General features: G+C 42.8%; 25 protein-coding genes and 1 riboswitch. Of the genes, 15 read left to right on the top strand and 10 right to left on the bottom strand.

Annotated elements, in window-relative coordinates; all coding sequences use genetic code 11:
- The first annotated feature begins 669 nt into the window (after window positions 1-669).
- The 5 genes from AACS00_RS08100 (at window position 670) to AACS00_RS08080 (ending at window position 6,357) form a co-directional block, all read left to right on the top strand.
- Complete coding sequence (locus tag AACS00_RS08100) at window positions 670-2,619, top strand: PTS mannitol transporter subunit IICBA (RefSeq protein ID WP_110167063.1); 1,950 nt, start codon at window positions 670-672, stop codon at window positions 2,617-2,619.
- Between the two features lie 98 nt (window positions 2,620-2,717).
- A complete protein-coding gene (locus AACS00_RS08095) occupies window positions 2,718-3,866 on the top strand; it encodes a mannitol-1-phosphate 5-dehydrogenase (RefSeq protein ID WP_110167062.1) in 1,149 nt (382 codons plus the stop codon).
- 59 nt (window positions 3,867-3,925) lie between these two features.
- Complete coding sequence (locus tag AACS00_RS08090) at window positions 3,926-4,456, top strand: MltR family transcriptional regulator (protein WP_004396869.1); 531 nt, start codon at window positions 3,926-3,928, stop codon at window positions 4,454-4,456.
- 152 nt (window positions 4,457-4,608) lie between these two features.
- Complete coding sequence (locus AACS00_RS08085) at window positions 4,609-5,544, top strand: Gfo/Idh/MocA family protein (protein ID WP_110167275.1); 936 nt, start codon at window positions 4,609-4,611, stop codon at window positions 5,542-5,544.
- Window positions 5,545-5,589: 45 nt separating this feature from the next.
- Window positions 5,590-6,357, top strand: a complete 768-nt coding sequence (locus AACS00_RS08080) for a potassium channel family protein (protein WP_110167061.1) — start codon at window positions 5,590-5,592, stop codon at window positions 6,355-6,357.
- 80 nt (window positions 6,358-6,437) lie between these two features.
- Here AACS00_RS08080 and AACS00_RS08075 read toward each other — a convergent pair whose 3' ends face one another.
- On the bottom strand, window positions 6,438-7,004 hold the full coding sequence (locus tag AACS00_RS08075; RefSeq protein ID WP_110167060.1) for a phosphoribosyl-AMP cyclohydrolase: 567 nt from the start codon (window positions 7,002-7,004) through the stop codon (window positions 6,438-6,440).
- Window positions 7,005-7,165: 161 nt separating this feature from the next.
- Between AACS00_RS08075 and AACS00_RS08070 the strand changes: the two genes are divergently transcribed.
- Both AACS00_RS08070 and AACS00_RS08065 read left to right on the top strand, forming a co-directional pair.
- The gene (locus AACS00_RS08070) at window positions 7,166-8,755 is read left to right on the top strand and encodes a HAMP domain-containing sensor histidine kinase (protein ID WP_181397520.1); all 1,590 of its coding nucleotides are present in this window, start codon (window positions 7,166-7,168) and stop codon (window positions 8,753-8,755) included.
- 1 nt (window position 8,756) lies between these two features.
- Window positions 8,757-9,434 carry a response regulator transcription factor gene (locus AACS00_RS08065; RefSeq protein WP_110167058.1) on the top strand — a complete coding sequence of 226 codons (678 nt, stop codon included), beginning with the start codon at window positions 8,757-8,759 and terminating at the stop codon, window positions 9,432-9,434.
- 58 nt (window positions 9,435-9,492) lie between these two features.
- Here the strand turns inward: AACS00_RS08065 and AACS00_RS08060 are convergent, their stop codons facing one another.
- The 5 genes from AACS00_RS08060 to AACS00_RS08040 all read right to left on the bottom strand — a co-directional run bounded on the left by AACS00_RS08060 (window position 9,493) and on the right by AACS00_RS08040 (window position 12,347).
- Entirely contained in the window at window positions 9,493-10,506 is a 1,014-nt protein-coding gene (locus AACS00_RS08060; protein ID WP_110167057.1) for a lipoate--protein ligase, read from the bottom strand.
- A gap of 77 nt (window positions 10,507-10,583) precedes the next feature.
- Complete coding sequence (locus AACS00_RS08055; protein WP_219968411.1) at window positions 10,584-10,880, bottom strand: hypothetical protein; 297 nt, start codon at window positions 10,878-10,880, stop codon at window positions 10,584-10,586.
- 21 nt (window positions 10,881-10,901) lie between these two features.
- The gene (locus tag AACS00_RS08050) at window positions 10,902-11,171 is read right to left on the bottom strand and encodes a glutathione S-transferase N-terminal domain-containing protein (RefSeq protein WP_219968410.1); all 270 of its coding nucleotides are present in this window, start codon (window positions 11,169-11,171) and stop codon (window positions 10,902-10,904) included.
- Complete coding sequence (locus tag AACS00_RS08045; RefSeq protein ID WP_110167056.1) at window positions 11,165-12,004, bottom strand: YbfB/YjiJ family MFS transporter; 840 nt, start codon at window positions 12,002-12,004, stop codon at window positions 11,165-11,167. Before AACS00_RS08045 ends, AACS00_RS08050 begins: the two co-directional genes overlap by 7 nt.
- Window positions 11,970-12,347, bottom strand: coding sequence for a YbfB/YjiJ family MFS transporter (locus tag AACS00_RS08040; protein WP_181397517.1), 378 nt, complete (start codon window positions 12,345-12,347; stop codon window positions 11,970-11,972). Before AACS00_RS08040 ends, AACS00_RS08045 begins: the two co-directional genes overlap by 35 nt.
- A gap of 257 nt (window positions 12,348-12,604) precedes the next feature.
- On the opposite strand from AACS00_RS08040, the gene AACS00_RS08035 reads away from it, so the two are divergent.
- Entirely contained in the window at window positions 12,605-12,835 is a 231-nt protein-coding gene (locus tag AACS00_RS08035) for a VF530 family protein (protein ID WP_072670855.1), read from the top strand.
- A gap of 89 nt (window positions 12,836-12,924) precedes the next feature.
- Here AACS00_RS08035 and AACS00_RS08030 read toward each other — a convergent pair whose 3' ends face one another.
- Window positions 12,925-13,839, bottom strand: a complete 915-nt coding sequence (locus tag AACS00_RS08030) for a VirK/YbjX family protein (protein WP_146205767.1) — start codon at window positions 13,837-13,839, stop codon at window positions 12,925-12,927.
- Window positions 13,840-14,183: 344 nt separating this feature from the next.
- Here AACS00_RS08030 and AACS00_RS08025 point away from each other — a divergent pair, with 344 nt between their 5' ends.
- From AACS00_RS08025 to AACS00_RS08015, 3 genes are all read left to right on the top strand, one after another.
- Entirely contained in the window at window positions 14,184-15,497 is a 1,314-nt protein-coding gene (locus AACS00_RS08025) for an HdeD family acid-resistance protein (protein WP_110167054.1), read from the top strand.
- A gap of 43 nt (window positions 15,498-15,540) precedes the next feature.
- Window positions 15,541-15,876 (top strand): DMT family transporter, encoded by a 336-nt coding sequence (locus AACS00_RS08020; RefSeq protein ID WP_072670853.1) that lies wholly within the window; start codon window positions 15,541-15,543, stop codon window positions 15,874-15,876.
- Between the two features lie 163 nt (window positions 15,877-16,039).
- Window positions 16,040-16,489 (top strand): CC0125/CC1285 family lipoprotein, encoded by a 450-nt coding sequence (locus AACS00_RS08015; RefSeq protein WP_072670852.1) that lies wholly within the window; start codon window positions 16,040-16,042, stop codon window positions 16,487-16,489.
- Window positions 16,490-16,574: 85 nt separating this feature from the next.
- Here AACS00_RS08015 and AACS00_RS08010 read toward each other — a convergent pair whose 3' ends face one another.
- Window positions 16,575-17,210, bottom strand: a complete 636-nt coding sequence (locus AACS00_RS08010; protein ID WP_110167053.1) for an NAD(P)-dependent oxidoreductase — start codon at window positions 17,208-17,210, stop codon at window positions 16,575-16,577.
- Window positions 17,211-17,330: 120 nt separating this feature from the next.
- Between AACS00_RS08010 and AACS00_RS08005 the strand changes: the two genes are divergently transcribed.
- From AACS00_RS08005 to AACS00_RS07990, 4 genes are all read left to right on the top strand, one after another.
- Window positions 17,331-18,224, top strand: coding sequence for a LysR family transcriptional regulator (locus AACS00_RS08005; protein ID WP_072670850.1), 894 nt, complete (start codon window positions 17,331-17,333; stop codon window positions 18,222-18,224).
- Between the two features lie 148 nt (window positions 18,225-18,372).
- Window positions 18,373-19,899, top strand: a complete 1,527-nt coding sequence (locus AACS00_RS08000) for a methyl-accepting chemotaxis protein (protein ID WP_110167052.1) — start codon at window positions 18,373-18,375, stop codon at window positions 19,897-19,899.
- Between the two features lie 75 nt (window positions 19,900-19,974).
- Complete coding sequence (locus AACS00_RS07995) at window positions 19,975-20,712, top strand: substrate-binding periplasmic protein (protein ID WP_072670848.1); 738 nt, start codon at window positions 19,975-19,977, stop codon at window positions 20,710-20,712.
- A gap of 132 nt (window positions 20,713-20,844) precedes the next feature.
- Window positions 20,845-21,582 (top strand): transporter substrate-binding domain-containing protein, encoded by a 738-nt coding sequence (locus AACS00_RS07990; protein ID WP_072670847.1) that lies wholly within the window; start codon window positions 20,845-20,847, stop codon window positions 21,580-21,582.
- Window positions 21,583-21,675: 93 nt separating this feature from the next.
- Here AACS00_RS07990 and AACS00_RS07985 read toward each other — a convergent pair whose 3' ends face one another.
- Both AACS00_RS07985 and ribB read right to left on the bottom strand, forming a co-directional pair.
- Window positions 21,676-22,863 (bottom strand): DEAD/DEAH box helicase, encoded by a 1,188-nt coding sequence (locus AACS00_RS07985; RefSeq protein ID WP_072670846.1) that lies wholly within the window; start codon window positions 22,861-22,863, stop codon window positions 21,676-21,678.
- A gap of 179 nt (window positions 22,864-23,042) precedes the next feature.
- Window positions 23,043-23,699, bottom strand: a complete 657-nt coding sequence (gene ribB / locus AACS00_RS07980; RefSeq protein WP_072670845.1) for a 3,4-dihydroxy-2-butanone-4-phosphate synthase — start codon at window positions 23,697-23,699, stop codon at window positions 23,043-23,045.
- A gap of 106 nt (window positions 23,700-23,805) precedes the next feature.
- Window positions 23,806-23,946, bottom strand: a riboswitch (FMN riboswitch).
- Window positions 23,947-24,141 lie beyond the last annotated feature (195 nt).

The following is a 24,141-nucleotide window of genomic DNA, read 5'->3' as shown; positions in this document are numbered from 1 at the left end:
TTTTATAATAAGTTGCGATAAATAGCCTCTCTACCTGACACTGATATCCCAAAACAACTTGAGATTGCCAATCAACATCAAGCGATTCCATCCACCATAAGCATAGATAAAGAGACAATAAGTGTCGTTGTAACTGTGTGCAAAGGTGGCGGATCATACTACCCCTCTTCATCACTCAGTAACATCAGATGAGAAAACAATGGGTGAAGGAATATTCTGATAACGCATCCTCACACCATTTCGTCGAACTGTACTTAAATTACAGAAATCATTTAAACATCGTCAATTATTTAGTTTTTTAATAATAGGCAAAATTAGCACGGTACTTAGATCACACAATTATTCAAACGAATCAATCATTGTCACTTAATTGAGATCTTGATCACCATATGAGATAAATGATAATTACCAAATTTGATACATAGCGCAACTAAAATAAATTGACAAAATTAAAACAAATGAAATGTAAATTAATTACACAGCAAAATGGTGAAGAGAATCACGTAATGAGCGCAGTTGAAAGACAGTTATCGCGTGATAGATCACAAAAAACCCGTTGTCAGCTCTAACGTAAAATTGTGTGATAGATTGATTGGGTACTAAGCAACCAACGGTTTTAGACGAACCGTTATCACACTACTTCTTTAGAACATCGAACGGGGAACGGATATGTTATCACCAGATGCTAAGGTCAAGATACAAAATTTTGGCCGTTTCTTATCAAACATGGTTATGCCCAATATTGGTGCGTTTATCGCTTGGGGCTTTATTACCGCACTTTTTATTCCTACAGGTTGGTTACCCAATGAAACATTAGCTTCTTTAGTTGGCCCGATGATCACCTACTTGCTGCCTCTACTGATCGGTTATACCGGGGGTAAGTTAATCGGTGGTGAACGAGGTGCCGTTGTCGGTGCAATAACCACCATGGGGGTTATCGTCGGTACGGATATTCCTATGTTTATGGGCGCAATGATCGTCGGACCAATGGGCGGCTGGGCCATCAAATACTTTGATAAACGTGTTGATGGCAAGATTAAAAGCGGCTTCGAAATGTTAGTGAACAATTTCTCTGCTGGTATTATCGGTATGATCTGCGCCGTCATCGCCTTTTATTTAATCGGCCCTTTTGTCAAAGTACTCTCGGATGTTTTAGCGGCTGGCGTAAACTTTTTGGTCGCAGCACACCTACTTCCATTAACATCCATTTTCGTCGAACCTGCGAAAATTCTATTTCTCAACAATGCCATTAATCACGGTATTTTCTCCCCACTTGGCATTCAACAAGCCAGCGAAACAGGGCAATCCATTTTCTTCCTGATTGAGGCTAACCCAGGACCGGGATTAGGTATCTTATTAGCCTATATGGTGTTTGGTAAAGGGACCGCTCGTCAAACCGCTGGTGGAGCAACGATTATTCACTTTTTCGGTGGTATTCATGAGATCTACTTCCCTTACATACTGATGAATCCTCGCCTAATCTTAGCCGCGATTGCTGGCGGAATGACTGGAATCTTTACCTTAACCCTATTCAATGCAGGCATTGTCTCTCCTGCCTCACCAGGTTCTATTTTTGCCATTTTATTAATGACCAATAAAGCCTCCATGCTTGGTGTGATCTGTTCTATTTTTGCCGCCGCAGCCGTCTCCTTCATTGTTGCAGCCATTCTCATGAAAGCTCAGCATTCAACCGATGAAGAGGGCGATCAAGGTTCACTCGCCAAAGCTACTGCGCAAATGAACACGTTAAAATCCACAACAGCAGAACAGGCTAAACCGTCACCAGCTAAGCATGATCTCAAACTAAACCATGTCAAAAGCATCATTGTGGCCTGTGATGCGGGGATGGGATCAAGCGCTATGGGAGCCAGTTTATTACGTAAGAAAGCGCAAGCAGCAGGCTTAAACGTCACCATCACAAATCTGGCGATCAATAACTTGCCACAAGATGTGGATATTGTGATCACCCATAAAGATCTCACCGACAGAGCGCGTAAACACGCTCCTAATGCCCAGCATCTATCACTCACCAATTTTCTTGATAGCGATATGTATAATCAATTAGTCATCCAACTGCTGGCCGCCACACATCCCAAAGCAGCCAATGACAGTTGTCTCATTAAAGCACCGTTAGTCGCCGCTAATGATGAGTATTTTGACCCTCAGCAACCTTCCATTTTTAGCTTACAGAAAGACAATATCTACCTGGGTTTAACCGCCAGCCATAAAGAGGAAGCCATTCGCTTTGCTGGTAATAAGCTCGTAGAACTTGGCTACGTGCACCCGGAATATGTTGATGCGATGCTTGCGAGAGAACAATTAGTCTCGACCTACTTAGGTGAATCGATCGCGGTTCCTCACGGCACAATTGAAGCCAAAGATCGAGTCATCAAAACGGGTATTGTCATTTGTCAGTACCCATCCGGCGTCCAATTTAGCGACGATGAAAACGATATCGCCAAATTAGTGATCGGTATTGCCGCCAAAAATGATGACCATATTCAAGTCATTACTGCCATTACCAATGCCCTTGATGATCCAGAGGCCATCAACACCCTGACCTCGACCAATAACATCAAAGAGATATTGGCAATTTTGAACAATGCCCAAGCGGCCTAATTGCCTTTGCTCTTGAGGCAAACGAGGTCAGCATCCCCCGAAATTTATGCTGACCTCACCCTAATTTTTGTCAGTCACTATTTGGTAGGTAATGAATTATGAAAAATGCAGTACATTTTGGTGCCGGTAATATTGGCCGTGGTTTTATTGGAAAACTACTCGCCGATGCGCACATTCAAGTCACATTCGCCGATGTTAATGACCCCTTAGTGGATCAACTTAGTCATCAACAACAGTATAAAGTTAAGATTGTCGGTCATGACTGTCAGATCGATACCGTTACTAAGGTAACCGCCGTTAACTCCGCCAGCCACGAGCTCATTGAACGAATGATTAACACCGATTTAGTCACCACGGCTGTCGGCCCCGCCGTATTGGATATGATTGCAAAAACCATCGCCAAAGGGATTGAAGCGCGTTTTGCGGCCGGTAATCAACAACCTCTCAATATTATCGCTTGTGAAAACATGGTACGAGGCACTAGCCATTTAAAAACTGAGGTGTTTAAGTATTTATCCTCTGATCTCCAAGCCAAAGCAGAACAATACATTGGATTTGTTGACTCAGCCGTCGATCGAATTGTCCCTCCCGTCGAAGCCGCCAACGACGATCCACTTGACGTCACAGTAGAAAGCTTTAGTGAATGGATTGTCGATGAGCAGCAGTTTAAAGGCGAAGTTCCTTGTATCAAGGGCATGGAAACCACCCAAAATCTGATGGCCTTTATCGAAAGAAAACTGTTTACCCTCAATACCGGACACTGTATTACTGCTTACTTGGGCTGTTTGAAAGGGCACCATACCATTCGTCAAGCCATTGAAGACCCAGAGATACGCGCCGAGGTCAAACAAGCGATGCTAGAGAGTGGCGAAGTACTCATCCAACGTTATGGGTTTGATCGCACAATGCATCATGCGTACATCGAAAAAATCTTATCGCGTTTTGCAAATCCTTACTTAGTCGATGAAGTGGATCGCGTTGGACGTCAACCTCTACGAAAATTAGGGCCGAATGATAGATTAATCAAGCCATTACTCGGTACAATAGAGTACGGCACAGACAATACAACCTTACTGAAAGGGATTGCCGCCGCCCTAAAATATACCAACCTTAACGATCCGCAATCCATTGAATTGCAAGCTTCACTCAAAGAACGCGGGATCTCAAAAACGCTGGCACATTATTCAGGCTTAAAAGAAAACAGTGTCGAAGTACAAAAAATTGAAGCAATTTATCATCAGCTTTAACGTGACACTAAGATAGGAAGGCCACCGCCTTCCTATCTCAACCTTAAATTAGATAGTATATGGCACAGAAAATTGACGAAATCGATATTTTAGAACAACTGAACAACGCCCCCTCTGTGCGTGGCTTTTTTATCACAACCGTTGACATATTGACCCAGGCGGTTGATGCACTGATGCAGCGTATTTTTCGTAAAGATAATTTTGCGGTGCAATCGGTTGTTGGACCATTATTAGACGATACAGGACCACTTGGTAACCTTTCTGTTCGCTTAAAACTGTTATATGGTCTAGGCGTGGTGACCGATGACACTTATCACGATATCGAAGCCATCATCAAACTGCGTAATCAATTGAATAGTGATGCTATGGAGTACAGCTTTACCGATCCTAAAGTAATTCACGCCATAAAAGCATTAAATCTTGTCCAAAACAGAGGATTGTTACCTGTGACGATGGTTGATCCAGATGGCGACATCGATCTCGACTTTTATCACTTACAACTACAGCGCCAACAGCAAGTGATCCGCTCTGGACTTTCCTTAGCGATTATTGAGGTTTGTAATGAACTCAATAAAGAGAGCCCGTTTTAAATCATCATGGCCTATTGTATGACTCGTTCTCGAACTGATCATTAGAAATGACAAAGATCGTCTTCCCAATTTCTCGGCAATACACTTACCGATTTTTAGAGCGAGTGTTAGTCTTGTCCTCATTGTGAAGCGAACCAGTTTAGATAACGATGATCAAAATAGGCATTATTGGCTTGGGGGATATCGCCCAAAAAGCTTACTTACCCGTGATAACCCAACGTCCCGAGGTTGAACTGGTCTTTTGCACTCGAAATCAGCACACTCTTGCGCATTTAGCCGCTCAATATCGGATCACTGAAACCTGTACCCAATATCAAGATCTGCTCAAATTCCAAGTCGATGCCGTGATGATCCACGCGGCAACGGCCGCTCATCCTGAGATTGCGGCTTTTTTCTTACGTCATGGCATCGCCACATTTGTCGATAAACCATTAGCAAACAGCACGGCTGATTGCGAACAATTGTACGCATTAGCTGAACAGTACCAACAACCGCTTTATGTCGGGTTTAATCGTCGCCACCTTCCGCTATTAAATCAACATTTGGTCGGAGTACAGCAAGGCTTACGAGACGACTTACTCGGCTTACGCTGGGAGAAAAATCGCCATGCTTTACCTGGTGATATTCGTACCTTCTTGTTTGATGACTTCATCCATCCATTAGACAGTATCAATCTCTACGCTAAAGCCGATTTGCAAGACGCTTACATCACCCATCAAATGGCCGGCAAACAGTTAGCGCGTATCGATATTCAATGGCAACATGGAGCCACTTTGTTGCATGCTTCAATGAATCGACAATTTGGTATTACGAGTGAATCTGTCAGTGCGCAGTTCGTTAATCAAAGTTATCAGTTTCACTCTTTTTCTGAAGGCATACACTGGCAGAATAATCAGCAGCAACTACTGGCTTCACCAGATTGGACACCGATGCTGACCAACAAAGGATTTAGCGCGATGATCGATGAATGGCTCAGGGTGATACAACAAGGAAAGCTCGCCCACTCAATCATTGAGCGCAACCTCGCTAGCCACCAATTAGCCGAAGCACTCTGCGTGCGTATCACTCAATTAACCGATAGCATCTAAACGCAGACAACCTTTTATCAAACCACGCACAATGACATTAGAATTATGAACCCGAAACAACGCGCAAAATTACTGGCCGCCTTCGAGAGCAAAACCGAAGTGCCAATGCTTATCTTATCGCTTATCTATGTACTATTGGCTTTAATACCCGATGTCGCTCAGCTAGACCAAGAAGAACGCCACTTTATCAATCAATTGATTTGGTTAGTGTGGGGCGTTTTCGCTACTGAATTGGCGATTAAAGTTTTGCTCAGCCAACAGCGTGGCCGCTATTTAATGCAAAATTGGCCTGATGTCTTGATTGTTGCGATGCCATTCCTAAGACCATTACGTTTTATACGTATTCTGTTTATTTTACCGAGAACCTGGCGGCAAACCAAAGCGGTCTTACGGCAAAAAACCCTCAGTTTTATTGGCTTAACCAGCTTATTAACCGTGATGTTAAGTTCAGCGTTTGTCTATTTGGTGGAGAGAGGCAGCGACAGTCCAATTGAAGATTATAGTGATGCGCTCTGGTGGGCAATGACCACCATTACTACCGTAGGCTATGGCGATATGTATCCAGTGACCGCTTTTGGCCGCGGCGTTGCGGTGTTTCTCATGTTAACGGGCATTACCCTTTTTGGTTTATTAACCGCGAGCGTGGCCTCTTTCTTTGTCGATGATAATCAACAGCAGCGCCTAGATTCACAGCATCAACATAGTCATAGAAAACACGGTCAGCAACCTCGCTCCCAATTTCATCTCGCTCGGTTTCGTCAGCAGTTAAAGGAAAAACACCATCTGCACCATAGTCATGATAAACACCGATAATAGCGTATTAAATGGCCCAAATAGAAAAGAGCCGGTCGCATCGCCACCGGCTCTGTATCGAAGCTTAACGGTATTAAACCTTAAGGTTGATAAGGTAAAGAAGAGTGATGCAAGACAATGCGTAGTTGCCCCTGCTCATCTTTCTTAAAGGCCCAGCTTTTATCAACCATCGTGGTTTGCCCTTGCTTATCAACTAATATGACATTACCCATGGTCAAGGCTAAATCGCCATTAATGTAAATCGCAGCATTCTCAAAGCGGTATTCCTTCCAACCTTTTAAAGCAAAGCCAGAGTCTTGTGCATAATGGCTATTACCACCGACAAAATAGGCTAATGCTCCAGCCACATCGGTACGAAACGTTTGCTGACCACTGGCGAGCGTCGGTTTAAACAGCACCGTACCTTGTTGGTAACCATAAGCTTGTTCCAACACTTGGCTGGCTAACGTTTTTGCCGCTGCGTGGCCTTGCTTTTCATACGTTTGGCTGATATTGATTAATGCCTCACCCCAAGCCTGTTGAGCATTCAGCACTTCTTGATGGGTAATATTATTATTCACAACTGGCGAAGAAGCCTGAGCTGCCCACGGTAACACGCTGGATAATAATAGTGCTGAAATAGAAAATGTTTTATGGATGCGTTGCATAGTCCCTGCCTTACTCATTTAAGTGATTTGAGTGACTACTGTAGCGCGCTTTGATGAACCTAAACCCTGCGCGAAGATTAACCTAAGATGAACATGGTTTACCGTCAGTACATAAATCGCTTACTCTGCTGTTATTAACGCTATGCTCTGAGGAAATGGCTGTGTTTCGCTATCAACTATCGTTTGTGTTGGCACTTTTACTGTCGCTGATTTTAGCTCAGGCGGGGGCGGCTTATTGGTCGAATCAAGTCGCCAATGAGCACCTGCAGCGTGGGCAAGTGTCTAACCAAATTTTACAAAACTTCATGCAACTGAGCACCGAAAAACAACAGTTGAAAATTTGGCTTGCCGAATATCTGTTGGTTAAAGATGGCAGTACTTTAAAACGCGACCTACGCTTTGCCAAAATTGAAGATTTACTAGAAAAGCTCAACCAGCTCACCGAACAAGCCCAGCAACAGAGTTTAACTCAGCAAGACTTTGCGGAAATTACTCAGCAAATTAAAGTCATCTCTTTATTTGAAACCAACTTCGCCAGTTTAAAACAAGCACTACGCTCATGGGAAATCGCTAAAATTACCGATGATGATGAGCGCTGGCTGCTGCTTAGTCAGTCGTTTGATCAGGTCGATAATACTGACCTGCGCCAGTTACTCAATCAAGCAATTAGTGTGCAACAACAACGTACCACTCGTTATGAAAGTGCAGCAATGAACGCGCTATCGAATGTGAGAAGCGTGATCATCAGTCTCGCGGTGATTGGCGTGATTTTAGGTGGATTACTCGGTGGCTGGCTGCTGAGAACCTTATCCAAACCATTGGCGGAATTGGTCAAAAGCACTACTGCATTAGAGCAAGGCCAACTGGATCATCGAATTGTCGTTAGTGGCCCCTTGGAGCTGAAAACTCTCGCTCGCCATTTCAACTATATGGCGCAAAGCTTAGAGCAAGCTCAGCAACAAGAAATGGTTTCCCGCCAGTTGATTGAGCGCGAAGTGACGGCTCGCACCCAAGAGCTCGCTCAAGCCTTGCAAACCCTAGAAAAAGCCAAACATCAACAAAAAGAGTTTTTTGCCAACGTTAGCCACGAGCTACGCACCCCAGCAACGGCCATTTTAGGCGAAGCGCAAATCACCCTGCGTAGCCGCCACAATAGTGATGACGAGTATCGACAAACCTTACAACGTATTAACGAGTCAGCGATGCACTTATCTTATCGTATTGATGATCTATTAATGCTGATCCGCCAAGATGAACAGCTATTTAAGCCGACTCTCACCGCGATGACACTTGAGGCGATTTGGCAAGCCATTGTGCGACAAACCAACCTGCTTGCCAGCTCTCAGCAAGTCACCGTTGCAGCCACAGAGCCAACACAAGCCAATTGGCAGGCTCTGATTTGCTATACCGACTTAGATAAACTATTAATGATTATCCGTATTATTGTTGATAATGCATTACGTTATGACCCGAAAAAACAGCCACTTACACTAACGTTAACGCTCGAACCCAACCAAGTATCGTTTCAACTTAATGATCAAGGTATTGGAATCGCTAGCGATGACCTTGAGCGTATTTTTGAACGCTATTTTCGTGCTAACAATGGTAAACAATATCGTCCTGACGGACTCGGCATAGGCTTAACCTTAGCTCAGAGCATGGCTAAACAATTAAATGGCGAGATAAAGATCGCTAGCCAGCTTAATCAAGGTAGCCAAGTGACCCTTAGCTTTCCACTGGAAGAGGTTTAGCATGCGCATTTTATTAATTGAAGATGATCCTAGAATCGCAAGTTTTATCGAACGAGGCTTAAAAGCTGAAGGTCATCAGATCCAACACCTGAATGATGGCCAATACGCACTAGAAACCGTTATCAGCTATGAACCTGATGTGCTGATTTTAGATCGCATGCTGCCTCATTGTGATGGACTGACCATTTGTCAACAAATCCGCTCAGCGGGCATTGATGTCCGGATCTTGATGCTGTCAGCGTTAGGTGATGTTGATGAACGAGTCAAAGGCTTGCGCACTGGCGCAGACGATTATCTTGCTAAGCCATTCCATTTTGAAGAGTTACTGGCTCGTTTAGATGCCCTACAACGGCGTCACTCTGAATCCAGTCCCTTAGCCACACTACAAGTCGCAGATTTAGTCCTCTGCTTATCGACCATGCGTGTCACCCGTGCCAATCAATCCATTGAGTTAACCGCCAAAGAGCTGTCCATTTTAGAATTATTGATGAACAAGCCTGGGCATATTTTTAGTCGCGAGCGCATTCTGGCTAACGTTTGGGGAATTCATCAAGATCCGTTAACCAATGTGGTCGATGTTTACATGCGCCGATTACGCAAAAAAATTGATGACCCTTTTACCGCACCGCTGCTCAAAACCAAACGCGGCATGGGTTATTATCTACAAGCCGCTCAGTAAGTGTGGCTTGGCTATGTTTGGTTTTGGCACAAGGGGGGATAGCTCACTCAGTCAATACTCAACAAGCGGTCACTATCCATGCTGACAACTCTTGCAGCTCCTTTGCATACTCTGAGTGTTGCTGCGCTAATTGCTCAATGCACAAAGCAATAGCACAGCGATCATAAGGGACCTGAGCCAGTTTTTTCGCTAATAACTCCATCGGATAAGGATCGAGCATATCACTGAAAATCGTCGCTTGCTGAATCACTCCTTGCTCAACATCGAGAAAAATTTCTACTCCTCCCCACGTGAAACGCTCATCCAAATGGTGAGTAAAAGGTGGAGTTTGGCCAAAGTTCCATTCCCAGCTGCTTTGTTTTGCAAACTTGTCTTCAAAACCGGGTAAATCGGTAAACTGTTCAGGAGAAATGTACTCAACTTGGGCATCTTGTTGGTAATGCTGTAAATAAGCGTGGATGATCGCATCGCATACTTGCTGATGGTCAATATCCGCTTTAACGCTATTGAGGTTAATCACGCGAGATTTAACCGAAGTAATCCCTTTCGCCTGCAGTTTTTTGGGATCAGGATTAAGGTAATCCGCTAAGCGGCTCATATCCGCGCTCAACAGTAAAGTGCCGTGATGAAAGCCGCGATCAAGCGTTTCTCGATAAGCTGAGCCAGAGAACTTGCGCCCCCCCTCCTCATCTTGCAACACCAAATCATTACGTCCATTAGCCACACCGTGAATACCCAGTTGTTGTAATCCAGCTAATACAATCTGTGTCGACACCTGTTTATCATACTCAGGTTTGCCAGCCATAAAAGTAAAATTAGTATTGCCCAAATCGTGAAAAACCGCGCCGCCACCGGTTTGTCGGCGAGCCAGTTTCACCCCATCGTGTTCCATGCGCTCAGTTCTACACTCTCGCCATGGATTTTGCGCTCGGCCAATAACGACGGTATCGGCATTACGCCATAAAAACAAAATCCGCTGATTGGCGGGCATCGAACGGAAAATCGTATCTTCAACCGCTAAGTTGAACCAAGGATTGGTCGATTCAGAGATAAGAATTCGGGTACGAGTCATGGCTATATCACCTTGATACAAAACAAAGCGTTATCCTACTGAGCATTAACTGAGATAGCGAGGAGAAATCGGTATACTCACTGGGAAAATTGCGTTTGTTGAAAACTGGTGCGCTGTGTGATTTGTGCATACCAGCTTGCCAACTGTGGATACGAGCGTTGCCAATTTAGCTGACTCAAACGAAAATCGAGATAAGCTAATCCAACCGCAATCGAACAATGGGCAGTGGTGAATGGTTTGTTAGCAAACAGTAAGCATTCACTTTCAAGCTGAGTCAAGATTCTCTGTATGGCATGCTGACGACGTAAAGCCAATTCACCCTTATCGGGCTCACCATATTTATTGGCGATCACCGTCTGAAAAGCACTATCCATTAATGCTTGACCTAGACCTAACTATTGCATCACTTGCTCGTCGTCATCCATTCTCGGCGCACAAGGGGAGTGAATATCCAAGTATTGTAGGATAAGTAAGGTTTCACTCAAGGCAACACCTGCGTCCGTGATTAACACCGGAACTTTTGCCGCTGGGTTAACCTGCAAAAGTACATCCGGTGACGCCCACGGATCGACCATGGCTACATTTAACGGGATTTGTTTTTCTAGTGCACATATACGTACTAAGCGCGCATAAGGCGAAGTGGCATTTAAATAAAGCGTTAACATGACTGTTTCACCGATTTTGAGTGGAAGAATGGACTTAGCGAAATACAGAGCAAAGCGAAGAGCATCAATAGCGTAGCCGTGATAAAGAGCGGTATGTACTCAGCGACATGCTGATAATAATAAGCCATCACTCCCCCCGCAATGGCTTGTAATAATGCAAAGCCTGCGGTTGCTTTTCCCCAATAATAGGAGTGCAACGTGGTGCCAACCAATTCAGCAATTCGCCCAGCGGTTAATGCGACAATGCCAGGCGTCATCGCCCCAACGATAAACGCGGAGCAAAAAAGCCACAATGGCTGCGCGGTCAGCACAGGTAAAAGAATCGCTGCCGCTTTTAGTGCGTAAGCAACCCAAAGTGCTCTGTGCCAAGAGAATCGTGATACTAGCCATTTAGCCATTAATGGTCCACTAAGACAGCCGCCGCCAAAGGCAAACCAAAACCATAACGCTTGCGGTGGTGTGAAATACAGCTCACGAACCAGATAATCAACCCAAAAAATAGTGTGCGGAATAAAACCTGCGGCATCAAGGGCGTAAGCGGAAATCACTAACCAAACCGCGCCCGTCGCAACAGGCGCTGAAGCATCAGAAGATACAATGGCACGAGGAATAACGGGCAGTCGTTTTAAAGCGATGATCATCAGCCCACTGATCGCCAAAGATAGGCTACCAATCGCCAACCAAGTGACTGAAAGACTGAACTGCAGCAAGAGTGGCATGATAACAGCAGAAAACACCACGCCTAAACCAATCCCCATGAAGATCATCGTCATGACGGTATTACGATGAGGCTTATCACTATGCTGTAAAGCCAAGGCTGGGCCAATCACCATTAAGTACCCCCCCCGCGGCGCCAGCGATGACACGCCATCCCGCCACCCACCAATAATGCATAGGCAAAAAACAAGCAAGATAACTGACACTGACCAGTACAGTGGCGATGATCAGGAGTAAGCGATCACCGACCTGCTGCGCTAAGCAATGAGCACTTAAAGCGCCAATCAAATAACCCAGTAAGTTCAAACTACCGAGGTAACTGGTTTGCGCTACCGAAAACCATCCCTCGCTTGATAACATCGGAATTAAGGGGGTAAAAGCAAAACGAGATAAACCGATGCCAATCAGCGTCGAACTCATGCCAACCATCAATACTAATAAGGTATTTGTTAATCGCATATTAATGCTCATTCAGCCATGTCATGTTTATTCTGCTCATCGATTGGTAGACTCATAAGTTGATTTGACCGGTCAGCTATGATGGTTCGATATAACCGATGCCAACTTGCATCAATGGAAAGTAGCCATAAAAACAAACCATAAGCTAACAAATAACCAACAACTTAGCATCTTGATGAGGTAAAGATCAGCGCTAGTGCACATTTATCGCCAAGCGCGCTATACTGGCTAACCCAATCATTACTGACTCTATTTTTATGCCAACCAACGATTCCCATGCGCAGCCGCATAACCCTTTACATGGCCTGACGTTAGAAAAAATTCTGACTAGATTGGTCGAACATTATGGCTGGCAAGGATTAGCGCAACGAATTAGCATCAACTGTTTTAAAAGCGATCCATCCATTAAATCTTCTTTGAAATTTTTACGGCGCACAGAATGGGCAAGAAGTAAGGTGGAAGATCTCTATATTGAGACCTTTCATTAAATAATAAATCAAATAAAGGGCTATAGAAGCTATAGGGGTGTTGGTTACGTTTCGTTCACCCCAATCACATAGTCGGTATGTGCCAACAATTAGCAGCTCAATTGCTTGAGTCGCTCACCGATAGCTAACTCTAACTCATCTAACCATTGATAGCGTTTACTATACAAACGACGTTTATTACGATTTAAGCTCTCTATATCCTTTCGCACCGGCATCATCGCAATACGGTATGTATAACGATCGATTTTTTCCGCCTCATATTCCGTCCATAGCTCATCGTAATCAAAACTGACTTTATTACGCTTAGAACCGATATAACGTAGCGCTTGATAAATATGACCTCGATTAGAAATCGCATAACAACGTTCAACACCCAACTGACGAGAGACTAATAAGGCCAGTTCGACCATCAATGCTTTTGTCCGTAAGCCGTGCACTGTACGTGTTAAATCTTTAATGATTTGCTGACGATTTTCAATTTTATCACTTGGGCCTTGCAAAGCTCCGATATGCATCGTTTTACCCTGATCAGAAAAATGAAAACTGATCGAATAGATAGTAGCACCAGCTTGATTCACCAAGCTTAACCCAATCGATCCCTCACGACTGGCTCCTCGGTTTAAACGAATATCATAGGCTTCGCCATTTTTATCTTCGATGCACCATAAACTGACGCCTTGGTCAGACATGATCACCGTACAATGCTCTCCAAATCGCTGAGCTAAAAATAAAAAATGCTGCTCAAGATAGTCCACTCTTTGCATTAACGATAAATTAACACATAAGTAAGGTTTTAGAGGTCGTTCTAATAGCTGTGGATTGTCATTCAGTACCTTAGCGAGAATAGGTTGTTCAACGAGTGATAACATCCGACGTACAGCTTGGGGATGCAGCAACGCCCACCAACGAAAACGCCAGTTTTTACGAATACGATCCCAGCCTTTACTTTCTGGATAAATTTTTGCCGCCCATTCAGGTAGATCGTGTTGGATATTAGTCAACATAGAATTAATTACTCACACTTCGTCAGTGGTGAGATGAATCATCTCACCTGAGCAAATAGACATAGAGAGCAATTATACAGCGTTTTATTACTTAGTACTCGTTGACTAATGTATGGGTTTGTATGGAAAAATAGCGATTATATATCAACAACTTAAATTAAATCACTCAATAAAAACTCATCAGAAAGACGAAAAGTGACCTAATCCTCATGTTAATCAAAATGACCAAGACAGAAGGCGACATATGCAGACAATCATTGGTTCAGATTTTAGGTAGACTCCATTCATAAGATATTTTTATCTTAATTTCATCGCTGTAGTTAAAGAATAAGAATAGGCTCAACATGTTACAGATTGCTTTACTACTTTTAGGTTCTGATTTTGTTAAAAAATACTCACTTCACCTCTGGTTTTTCGGTATTTTATGGGTGGCGACTGGGGCATTTATTTTTTTTGATGGACTGAATCAACAACTGTTATTTCCTAAGAATACCTTTGGTCTTATTTTATTATTTGAAAGTTTAATGACATTAAGCATTGCCCTATGCAGTATAAAAAATAAAAACCATTTACTATTATGTAAAGGAATATTATTTTTATTTTTCTCTTATATTTTTTTAATGAACAATGGATACAGTAACGAAATTATCTCAGCGATTTTTGTTTTCGCTTATTTTATTACCGGCTCCTTTGCTATGGCTTCAGCTTGGATAGTCAGATTTTATCGCTGGAAAATCACTCTGGTCTGGGGAGTATTCCAGATGTTGTTTTCATTTTTTATTTTAACTCATCATCAATCAACATTGTCCTTTTTCATAGGGCTAATTATGATTGGCACAGGCGTAAGTTCTCTATCGATCGCGATTCGATCTCGTTATATAAAACAAGGTAGTACTATATTTCAGATTATTAACCCTAAATTATCTCTCGACCCTATTCAGACTAAAAGTGTATCCAATGTCACATATCAACCAACTCAACCGATTCAACAGCCTCTGACTATTCATATATGGACACCTGTAGGCTCAGCAAGTGCACCAACGTTGCCTCGTCCAATTATTAATCGTTATATTGCCGCAGTCGATAAAGATGGTACTATTTCAACGGGTCACGCCTCATTAGAGTTACCTTCTGAACTCTATATAAGCTTATACCCAGAAGAAGATATTGATCGTCAAGCCGAGGATTTTTTCCGTTTATTACGAGCAACCCCAGATAATAATGTACCTGGACGATTTTTATCAGATTATCAAACTGAAGCTGCTGACTGGTGTGAATCTGATCAAAAAATTATCTTTGAACATTACAATAGAGATGCTTTACTACATTTTTGGCAAAGTTACCGTCAATATCCAATTTATAATATAACACATCAGAATTGTTCTAGTACTGTAGCTTATGCTTTAGAAGCAGCCTTAGAGGGTATTCTTTCTCGGCCAAATAATAACTTTTTATCTTTATTAAAAATAATGTGCACTCCAGAACTATGGATTGCAGCACAAATAAGAAGACGAGCATTAATGATGGCATGGACTCCGGGTTTAGTTATGGATTACTCTCGTGTACTACATCGTATGGTGCATGTCACCGCTGTTCCATGGTATAAAAGAATCTTGTGGAAAATGAGAAAACCAAACTTAAACTTATCCACAAAATAGATTCTATTCATTCGATTTATTAATTTAGACAGGCATCAATTTTATGCAAAAAGTATATATTATATTAATGATTTCTATCCTCGCCGAAACTATAGCAACAACCATGATGAAAGCCTCCTATGGTTTTACTCGTTTCCTACCGAGTTGCTTTGTAATTATCGGATATTGCATCTCATTTTATGGTTTGTCTCAGGTTGTACAATCCATGAACATCGGTATTGCTTATTCAATATGGGCAGGAATGGGTATTTTACTGGTTTCTATAATGTCATTTTTTATTTATAAACAAAGTTTAGATATTCCGGCATTAATCGGTATTACTTTCATTGTTACTGGCATCATCGTTATCCAACTCTTTTCTAAATCAATTACTCATTAATCCCTACTATAAATGTAAGTAATGGATCATCAGTTTTCAAAGAGAAAAGACGTCAACAGACATTGCACGACATTCCCAGACAATCATCGATGTCAATCTTAGGTAAACTTCAGTTAACCAAGGTCTTACACCTTTATCAACAACGTTTATAGAGTAAAAATTAATGAAAAAAAACATCGCGATGATCATAGCAGGGTTATTACTACTTTCAGGTTGTGCAACACCTTATCAAACAGAAAAAAACTTTTGGTCTTTTGGCAAAGGATTTGATGTACAGGCCCTTGCTCAAGACACTTGGCAAATCAGTTTTATTGGTAATGATTACACAGACAGGGCCATTGCACGTAAGTATATATTGCGCAAAAGTGCGGAGTTGGCGAATCAAGCTGGATATGCTTACTTCACCCTCTTAGATGAGGAAATCAATGTTGATTCTGTTGCTAAAAACCAAATTTCACAGGCTGAAAATAAGCAAAAGTGGTTGTATTCAACCACACAGATCACCAGTGAAACGACCATCATGGCAATCAGTAAAGGGCTCCATCAACCTTCAGATGCTTATCCGATGGTTTATGAAAGCCAATTTATTTTAAATAGCGTGAAAGTAGAATAATAAGCTTCATCAGTAGATGATATGGATCGTCGCTCAGCGTCTATTCGCTTAGCGACGATCATGATATCAGTGAATAAACAATCCGTTAGTAAGCAACCCCCACTCGTTGCTGGGCAAACGACTCTGTATCTAACAGATCTAACATGGCCAACGCATAGTCATTGACAGAAATACGGCTATTTCCATCGCTATCCACGAGCAGCTGATCGCCACCGATTCGATAAGCCCCTTGTTTTTCCCCCGGGAAAATCTCAGCCGCAGGACTAACGAAAGTCCAATTCAGTGAACTATCGCTACTTCTAAAAATCGCCAAGGCTTCGCCTTGTGCTAATGCTTCTGGTTTATATTCGCTTGGAAAGTCCGGTAAAGAGACCAGTGCAACCCCCGGTGAAACTTCTAACGAACCGGCTCCCCCAACCCAAAGTAAACGCTTGACGCCTACTTGAGGTAATTGGCTTAATAATAGCTCTGCCGTCTTAGCCACAATACCATGTTCCCCGTTTGCTCGACCGCCAATCGACACCATGACAACATCAATATCGGCAAATAATTGAGCAAAATTGGCTTGGTTATCCACGTCAAACTGACGCACCTCAACATTCGCATCGGTCATTTTCGCAGGATCGCGCACCATAGCGACGACATCATGCCCACGAGATAGTGCTTCTTGCACTAAATGACTACCGATCCAACCCGAAGCTCCAACAATAGCAACTTTCATTCTTTAACACCCTAATGTTTAATTTATCAACAGATGCTAGTGTAGTCGCCCCTGAACGAGTGATAAATAGTAAGAAAGGATGTAGATTGTATCTAACTAAGATACTAATGAGAGATAACCATGGATAAATTGACCGCGATGCGCAGCTTTGTAGAAGTTGCCAATATTGGCAGTTTCACTCAAGCGGCAGAAAATCTTAACTTAAGCCGCTTACAAGTCTCCCGTCATGTACAAGAAATTGAAGATTGGCTAAAACAGCGTTTGCTGCATCGAACCACACGTAAAGTGAGCCTAACAGCATCCGGTGAAGAAGCGCTTAGACAGTGTGAGAAAATCCTCCATCAAACAGCAGAATTAGAAATGCGAGCCCTAGAGCAATCGCAGTCACTGTCTGGACGCATTCGAATTTCGGTACCGATTGGCTTGGCACGTTATCTTCTGCTTGATGCGGTAGAAGCGTTTACTGATCTACATCCACAAGTGACGATTGATATTCTTGCTTCTGATCGCTTAGCTCAACTGGTTGATGAACGAGTAGATATTGCGCTGCGTTTCACTAATCAGCCTGACGAACAATTAATTGCTCGACGTCTTTTTCAAGTCGATACGGTTGCTTGTGCTGCACCGACTTATCTTGCTCAACATCAACCGATTGTACAGCCGAGTGACCTAGCTAAGCACAACTGTTTTGTCCATCTTTCACATCATAAATGGGAGTTTCTTCGCCATAACCAAACCTACAGTGTTAATGTCAATGGTACGATTCGAGCCAACGATATGAGCCTAATCTGCCGAGCAACATTACATGGTAAAGGCATTGCCCTGCTTCCTTGTGATTTAGCCAATCGCTACTTAAAAGATCGCGCTCTAATCCAGATATTACCCGACTACCACTTAGCAACCAGCGCATTGTGGGCGGTGTATTTATCGCGCAGCTATCAGTCACCACTCGTGCGGCAGTTTATCGATTTTGTCAGTACACAATGGGATCATCTAGATATGACCATTCCTTGAAAAATCCAATATAATCAAACTGATAGATGAGGAAATTTCATCCAATTAATTTCTCTTCCCTGTAAAAAAACATAATTTTTCGCTTCAGTTAGCACTAAATTGAGCGCCGACTATACTCAATAGGTAACGGAGTAGATGAGGATTAATTATGTTTAAAAGTATCAAAGTGATCTTTTTTAGCCAAATTGTATTGGCTATTACTCTGATTCTGTTGGGAATGGGCGCAGTAAAATATAATGTTTTTCAAAAACAGCTTTATCAAAGCCTCAGTGCAAATGTTGAACATGCCACTCATCGTTTATCGATCAGCCTACCTAAACCGATTTGGGACTTCGATTTTGACTCAGCGAAAGCGATTGTATTATCAGAGCTCAATGAGCCTGCGATTAGTGCGATACAGATAAAAGACAATAATGATAAATCGATAATCTTTTATCTCAATCATCCTGAATACCCCGAGATCACCAATATTGACCCCAAATCGTATATGGGGAAAAAAGAGCAGGAATTTTTTATTGATGATTTTGGTAATATCAAAAAAGTGGGTTCGATTGTCTTATATTACAATGACTTTTCCATTGCTGAACAATTATCTGAATTAATGAAAACGGTCATTATTGAAATTCTAACTCTGGATATATTAATCACGCTAATCTCTTTCCTACTTTTAAGGATGACCGTCTTAAAACCATTATCTAATCTAACAGAACGTGTCATGGATCTTTCTTCTGGAGATGGTGATCTCACGCAACGGATTGAGCCAGCCAAACTCAACGAATTTAAAGATATTACCTTAGGGATCAATCGATTCACCGAGTCTTTAGAAACCATTGTTCAAAAAATCATCCAATCGACGGAGCATCTGCATCAATCCTCACTCGCCAGTAAAGATATCGCGAGCGACAATGCCGTAAAACTCAATCAACAGCAACACACGTTAGATTCTATCTCACATGCTGCGGTTGAGATTCAACACTCGATTCAACAAGTTAATGAATCAGCGTTAGACAGTGCCCAGCACGCCAGTTCATCTAGTACGTTAACAGACTCAATGCACAGTACAATTGAAACCACCTCGCACGAAATGAAGAAAATGCAGGAGAAAATGTTACTGCTTAACAGCAAAATGACTACGCTTTCTCAAGAAGGTGAAAAAATTAACACCATTTTAAATGTGATTAATGATATTTCAGAACAAACCAACCTACTGGCACTCAACGCTGCCATCGAAGCCGCTCGAGCTGGTGAACAAGGCCGAGGATTTGCGGTGGTCGCCGATGAGGTCCGTAACCTAGCCGTGAAAACGAGCCATTCTACTGAGCAAATTAAAACCAATATTAATGCGCTCAATGAAGCCACCTCAATGGTTGAAAAAGAGTTGCATGACATCGCACTAACTCTGGAAAAAACTTCTGAACGTTTTGGTGAGTCTCACTCCGTTATCGAAAAAATGAACCTGATGGCAAAAACCATCAAAGAAAAAAACCAGCACGTGGCCGATCTTGCCGAAAGACAAAATGTATCGATTGCCTCAATTAGTCGCTCCTTACTTGACGTCGTTGACGCATCTAAAGCGGTGGCTGATGGTGCTCAAACCAACTTAAGTATGTCGGTGGAGGTGATCAATATTGGAGAAGAAATCAAACAACAAGTTGCTAAATTTAAAACCCATTAATTTCCGGTGAGAGGAGGTAATGGTTCATTGCCTCCTCTAGGGATACCACTTCAATCGTCATCAAGAGGGAACACCATGAAGTCAATTATCACCGCCAGTTTATTGGCCGTATCTTCTTACAGTTTTGCATCAAGCTTAAACGATCTAAATTTTATTACTGAAATCTACCCTCCCTTTAACTATGAAGAACAAGGGAGATTAACGGGAATCGCTATTGATGTGCTTGAATCAGCCTCAGAAGCCGTCAATGACCCTGTCAAGCGCGAAAGCGTACAACTTCAACCATGGGCGAGAGGTTACGCTGCAGCGCTAGAAACGCCAAATACCGTTCTCTTTTCTATGACACGTACTGAAGCTCGAGACAACCTCTTTAAATGGGCTGGACCGATTGTTGAAAGTCGAGTCGTGCTCTGGGCACCAAAAGCCAAAGGTATCAAAATTTCCACACCGAGCGATCTTAATAATTATCGCGTGGGTGTAGTCAGAGAAGATATCGGTGAGCAACTGCTACGCAATCTAGAGGTCAATCCTAATGCGTTAAGACCTTCCGCATCACCAGAAATGGTCGCCAGACAATTGGATGCTAATCGCATCGATCTGTGGGCTTATGGCGATAATGTCGGTGTATTTATTATGCGTGAACAAAATATCGATCCCAGTCTCTACGAAATCGTCTACGTATTACATGAATCGCAAACCTACTTCGCGTTCCATAACAATACCAATGATCAGTATGTCGAAAAACTGCAAAACGGAATTAATCTCATCAAAGAGAGCGGTAAGCTCGATGAAATTATTGCCGGTTATCGTTAATACTATCAATCCGTACTTCATCACTTGAAGAGAATACTTCTTCAATCTCTTCAAGTGATCACCTTGGATACAAAGTGGCGTTTTCCCTACTCAAACGACACCAGTGTTTTATTAGGATAATGAGGTCTTCGTATGAAAGTTACATCACTTTGTTTAACCGTATTACTTACTTTTCTGAGCTGGACAAGCTGGGCGAAAACTCTCACAGCAGCGCAAGATCCATGGCCACCGTTTGTCACCTCAGAGGCTCCTCATGGACTTTCTATTGAATTAGTCAGCGCCGCTCTAGAAACGCAAGGCTATCAACTGGAGTTTCAAATTATGCCTTGGGCAAGGGCACTGGCAGAGGTTCAAGCAGGCAATATTGATTTGCTACCAGCAACGTGGTTTACCGAACAGCGAACCAGCGTTCTGGCTTATAGCGATCATTATCTCTACAACCAAATAAAGTTTATTACCCTACCCACGAATGCCTTTGAATATAGCGGTCTTGATAGTCTCGCAGGTAAACGCGTAGGTACTGTTCGAGGTTATGGATATGGCGACGATTTTTTAAATTCAACGCTATTTAATCGCTCAGAAGCCAATGATTTAATTTCTAATTTACGCCGTTTAGAAGCAGGCCGGATCGACGTCACTTTAGAAGATGAATTAGTCGCTCGCTCTTTAATGAGTGACAATGGTTTGGATGCCAATAACTATCGATTTACCACGAGTGGTTTATCCGCTAACTCACTTCATGTTACCTCTGGGCTAGCCAATCCCAATGCTCTCGAGTACATCGAAGCCTTTAATCGAGGGTTAGCACAAATCAAAGCCAATGGTACTTTTAACGAAATACTGCTTAAGTATGGGATCGCTCTCGATTAATCAGTCTATGGACCTGCGTCTAAGGCATTAAAAAAACAGAGAGCGGATATGAGTAAAATGCGGCTGGTAGAAACAATCCACCAGCCGCATTTTTTATTGAGTGCGTTTGTGCTTCGGCACGTAATTTAGAATCGATATCGGCACAGGATGTTTAGGCTCAAATCCTGCAATTTCTCGTCGTTCAATCAAATGCCCTAAACGGCTCTCTATCATGCATAAATTTTTAAAATTATCTTTCGATACTAAAGAGATCGCCTCACCTTTCGCCTCAGCTCGACCAGTACGTCCGATACGATGAACATATTCATCAGCAGGGAAAGGTAAATCGTAATTGATAACTCGGGATAATTCATCGATATCGATACCACGCGCGGCAACACCGGTCGCAATTAAATATTTGATCTTACCAGTTTTAAAATCTGCTAACAGCTGCTCGCGTACCACTTGGCTGCGACCACTATGAAACGCTTCAGCGGCAATCCCTCTTTTTTCTAATTGTGAAGCCAATTTGGCAGCGCCGTGTTTGGTTTCGATAAAAATAAGCGCTTGATCCCATTGATACTCATGAATTAAGTGGCTCAATAATGCAGACTTTTTATCTTTATCTACCGTAATAAGCCACTGGGTAATATTCGACTTCGACGCTTGGTTCGCTGCAATGCTGATCTCATGAGCTTCACCGACCGCAGTTTTAGCCAGTTCACGAACCTTATTCGATAAGGTTGCGGAAAAAAGTAAAAATTGTGCTTCAGTTGGTAAACGTTGAATGATTTTATTAATCGCTTCAATAAAGCCCATGTCGAGCATTCGATCCGCTTCATCCAGCACAACCACTTCAATTTCATCAAAATGTACCGCTCGTTGAGCGTACATATCAAGCAGTCGTCCGGGGGTAGCAACCAGAACATCTACGCCTTCAATCAGTTGCTGTTTTTGTGCCTGCTCATCAACACCACCATACATCGCCAAACTGGTTAACGGCGTGTATTGAGCATACTGTTTGACATTATCCGCAACTTGGATGGCAAGCTCACGAGTCGGGACTAAAATCAGCGCGCGAATACGTTTTTTACGCTGAGTCTGCCCTTGGATTAATCTATCTAAAATTGGTAGCACAAAACTGGCCGTTTTACCGGTCCCGGTTTGCGCAGCGGCAATCAGATCTTGGCCTTTTAAAATAACCGGAATGGCTTGTTTTTGAATGGTGGTTGGAGTTTGATAACCAAGCTCAGCGACTGATTTGATCAGTGCTTCGTTTAGCCCAAGTTGTGTAAATGACATAGCAGACTCTAAATAAGATGATGTAGAACAAAACGTACTACAATATTGTTCATTCTAACATGAACAATGAGGCGCTGTTGAGATTTCGAGACTAGCGGTTTCAAACTCTCAACAGCGCCTCAGTATAAAGGCTTTACACTTGCGTCATCCCTTATTAAACCTGAAATGACATCGTACGATTACGCCAGTTTTTGCTGTGCGATAAGACGATACTGAACGATGTCTTCAATGGTTAAAACGGGCATATTGTGTAAACGGCCAAAAGCAACAATCTCTGGGGTTTTTGCCATCGTGCCATCCGGATTGGTTACCTCACATAACACGCCAGCGGGTAATAATCCTGCCATTTGCATTAAATCTACCGTGCCTTCGGTGTGGCCACGTCGCGTCATTACGCCTCCTTTACGAGCACGTAAAGGAAAAACATGACCTGGGCGAGCTAAATCATCCGGTTTAGCTTGTGGATTGATCGCCGTTTTAATCGTGGTCACACGATCTTGAGCGGACACTCCCGTCGTCACACCATGACGTGCTTCTATCGATACGGTAAACGCGGTTTGGTTTTTGCTGTCATTGACAGAGACCATCGGCGGCAGTTCGAGTTTATTGGCCTGCTCATCGGTTAAGCATAGACAGACAATCCCGCTGCATTCGCGGATCATCAACGCCATTTGTTGGCTGGTCAACTTTTCTGCAGAATAGATAATATCGCCTTCATTTTCACGATCTTCATCATCAAGCAATAAAACACCACGCCCTTCACGTAAAGCGTGTAACGCATTTTCTACTCGAGTGATTGAATCGCCAAATTCGGCAAGTAGTGACAACTGATTCATGGTTTACTCCTAATAATGACCAGAATCAGGGCAGTTTTATGAGGCAAAACGAAAGGCACCATAATGGCAAGCTCAGTAAATCCTCGCTAGACACTATTGGCGTATTTGTCATTCTCTCTCATCCGGACTATAACCGTCGGCTCTGGCTTCTCACCAGATCTGCTGACCTCGACGAATCGAGCGCTCGTGGGCTGGCCCTAATAGGCATACCACCGGTGGGGAATTTCGCCCCGCCCTGAGAATTTTAAAGTAATGAGTTAACGTCAAATCCAAGGTATCCCTTTGACTTAACACTGGCTATGGTAATACGTAGCACTGAGGAATCCCCTAATGATTTTGATAAAAATCATCAAGTTAAGGTAGATACACATCTTGTCGTATGATCAAATGGTTTCGCCAAAAATCAATAACCAGACAACAAGATGTGCGAACTCGATATTTT

Source organism: Vibrio sp. 11986-1-5, from assembly GCF_963878025.1.
GTDB lineage: Bacteria > Pseudomonadota > Gammaproteobacteria > Enterobacterales > Vibrionaceae > Vibrio > Vibrio injensis.
The sequence above is the reverse complement of the archived record's forward strand: the minus strand, read 5'-3'. Positions and strand labels throughout refer to the sequence as shown.

Bases quoted from the DNA above. Each gene is read 5' to 3' on its own strand.
- AACS00_RS08100 (WP_110167063.1), top strand. From the start codon at position 670: ATGTTATCACCAGATGCTAAGGTCAAGATACAAAATTTTGGCCGTTTC.
- AACS00_RS08095 (WP_110167062.1), top strand. From the start codon at position 2,718: ATGAAAAATGCAGTACATTTTGGTGCCGGTAATATTGGCCGTGGTTTT.
- AACS00_RS08090 (WP_004396869.1), top strand. From the start codon at position 3,926: ATGGCACAGAAAATTGACGAAATCGATATTTTAGAACAACTGAACAAC.
- AACS00_RS08080 (WP_110167061.1), top strand. From the start codon at position 5,590: ATGAACCCGAAACAACGCGCAAAATTACTGGCCGCCTTCGAGAGCAAA.
- AACS00_RS08075 (WP_110167060.1), bottom strand. From the start codon at position 7,004: ATGCAACGCATCCATAAAACATTTTCTATTTCAGCACTATTATTATCC.
- AACS00_RS08065 (WP_110167058.1), top strand. From the start codon at position 8,757: ATGCGCATTTTATTAATTGAAGATGATCCTAGAATCGCAAGTTTTATC.
- AACS00_RS08060 (WP_110167057.1), bottom strand. From the start codon at position 10,506: ATGACTCGTACCCGAATTCTTATCTCTGAATCGACCAATCCTTGGTTC.
- AACS00_RS08055 (WP_219968411.1), bottom strand. From the start codon at position 10,880: ATGGATAGTGCTTTTCAGACGGTGATCGCCAATAAATATGGTGAGCCC.
- AACS00_RS08050 (WP_219968410.1), bottom strand. From the start codon at position 11,171: ATGTTAACGCTTTATTTAAATGCCACTTCGCCTTATGCGCGCTTAGTA.
- AACS00_RS08045 (WP_110167056.1), bottom strand. From the start codon at position 12,004: ATGGTGATTGGCCCAGCCTTGGCTTTACAGCATAGTGATAAGCCTCAT.
- AACS00_RS08040 (WP_181397517.1), bottom strand. From the start codon at position 12,347: ATGCGATTAACAAATACCTTATTAGTATTGATGGTTGGCATGAGTTCG.
- AACS00_RS08035 (WP_072670855.1), top strand. From the start codon at position 12,605: ATGCCAACCAACGATTCCCATGCGCAGCCGCATAACCCTTTACATGGC.
- AACS00_RS08030 (WP_146205767.1), bottom strand. From the start codon at position 13,839: ATGTTGACTAATATCCAACACGATCTACCTGAATGGGCGGCAAAAATT.
- AACS00_RS08025 (WP_110167054.1), top strand. From the start codon at position 14,184: ATGTTACAGATTGCTTTACTACTTTTAGGTTCTGATTTTGTTAAAAAA.
- AACS00_RS08020 (WP_072670853.1), top strand. From the start codon at position 15,541: ATGCAAAAAGTATATATTATATTAATGATTTCTATCCTCGCCGAAACT.
- AACS00_RS08015 (WP_072670852.1), top strand. From the start codon at position 16,040: ATGAAAAAAAACATCGCGATGATCATAGCAGGGTTATTACTACTTTCA.
- AACS00_RS08010 (WP_110167053.1), bottom strand. From the start codon at position 17,210: ATGAAAGTTGCTATTGTTGGAGCTTCGGGTTGGATCGGTAGTCATTTA.
- AACS00_RS08005 (WP_072670850.1), top strand. From the start codon at position 17,331: ATGGATAAATTGACCGCGATGCGCAGCTTTGTAGAAGTTGCCAATATT.
- AACS00_RS08000 (WP_110167052.1), top strand. From the start codon at position 18,373: ATGTTTAAAAGTATCAAAGTGATCTTTTTTAGCCAAATTGTATTGGCT.
- AACS00_RS07995 (WP_072670848.1), top strand. From the start codon at position 19,975: ATGAAGTCAATTATCACCGCCAGTTTATTGGCCGTATCTTCTTACAGT.
- AACS00_RS07990 (WP_072670847.1), top strand. From the start codon at position 20,845: ATGAAAGTTACATCACTTTGTTTAACCGTATTACTTACTTTTCTGAGC.
- AACS00_RS07985 (WP_072670846.1), bottom strand. From the start codon at position 22,863: ATGTCATTTACACAACTTGGGCTAAACGAAGCACTGATCAAATCAGTC.
- ribB (WP_072670845.1), bottom strand. From the start codon at position 23,699: ATGAATCAGTTGTCACTACTTGCCGAATTTGGCGATTCAATCACTCGA.